The sequence below is a fragment of the Borreliella yangtzensis genome, from assembly GCF_014201775.1.
GTDB lineage: Bacteria > Spirochaetota > Spirochaetia > Borreliales > Borreliaceae > Borreliella > Borreliella yangtzensis.
Window position 1 is genome coordinate 1 of record NZ_JACHFG010000074.1, and the last position, 1,115, is coordinate 1,115.

2 protein-coding genes are annotated in these 1,115 nt (G+C 32.9%); both read right to left on the reverse strand.

Features of this window, described 5'->3' with window-relative positions; all coding sequences use genetic code 11:
* Nucleotides 1-452, reverse strand: a 452-nt coding sequence (locus HNP68_RS06920; protein ID WP_183221752.1) for a DUF228 domain-containing protein, incomplete at its 3' end; no start/stop codon positions are given.
* Nucleotides 453-464: 12 nt separating this feature from the next.
* Nucleotides 465-1,115: DUF1357 family protein (locus tag HNP68_RS06925; RefSeq protein WP_183221754.1), on the reverse strand; the 651-nt coding region annotated here is incomplete at its 5' end.

Sequence of the window (1,115 nt, forward strand, 5' to 3'; positions counted from 1 at the left end):
GCCTTTTCAAGCTCACCGTGTTGATCAAAATTCAGCTTATCACCAACATTTATACTGCTTTGACTATCTTTTTTACATACTAAATACCCTTCAAAGTTATTAGTAATTGGAATTACAGTTGCTATACCAGTGAACTCATCTATATCTGTGCATATTCCATATAAGTCTTCACCACCACCAGCCTCAACTTCTAGTTCTGTTGTACCATCATTACTAAAACTAAGCTTTACTCCACGCTTGTATGGATAACCCTTAGCAGGATAATTTTCTATTTTATCTTTACTGCTAGTTCTAACTCCACCAGAATTGGAATAAATTAAGTTTTTGTCCCTAAACTCTAAAGAATTACCTAGTAAACTAGAATCCTTTTGTGGATTTTTCATTAATGCTCGTATTTCAGCAACTTTTTTATCAAATTCTTCCTTAATTTTTGTTATGTCTGTACCAGCCATTTAAATACTCCTTTACGCAACGCTTGTTCTTCTACTTCTTTTCAAGTTTTCATAAAATTGAAGTCGTCTTTGCTTGTAAGTATTACTTATAGCTTGTACAAATTCTGTAAAATTAATTGGAACAAAATTAGAATCAAGCAAACTTACTCTCTCTTCTGATTTAGCAACAATATTGCCTTTAATAGAATCAACAGAAGAAGAATTGCTATTCGCATTTTTTCTTAGTTTGATATTTACTTTAGCTAAAGAAACTAGTTGTTCTAGTATCTCACCGTCAATGTGGGTTATGTCTGCTACTTTAGAAATAGCTTTAATTTGCTCAATTGGAACAAATTTCCTAACAAGTTCTCTGCGTTGTGCTTGCATAATGTCTTTTAGTGTGTATCCTTTCGCTAAAAGCACTTCTTTATTAAAATGGTTGCTAAGATGTGCTTTTGCTAGTGTGTCAATTTCATTTATACGCTCAGCCCCAAGTAGTAATTGCTTTTCAACACGCTCTCTCTCCTCAACTTCTGCAAGTTCTTTTGTTATTCGCTCATTTATACTTAACTCATGATTTATCTCTTTGGGTTTTGCATTTGCTTGTTCTTTAAGGCGCATATACTCTTCATATTCACCAGAACTTATAATCTTGGTATCAGATTTAACTTGCTGTTCTTCTTT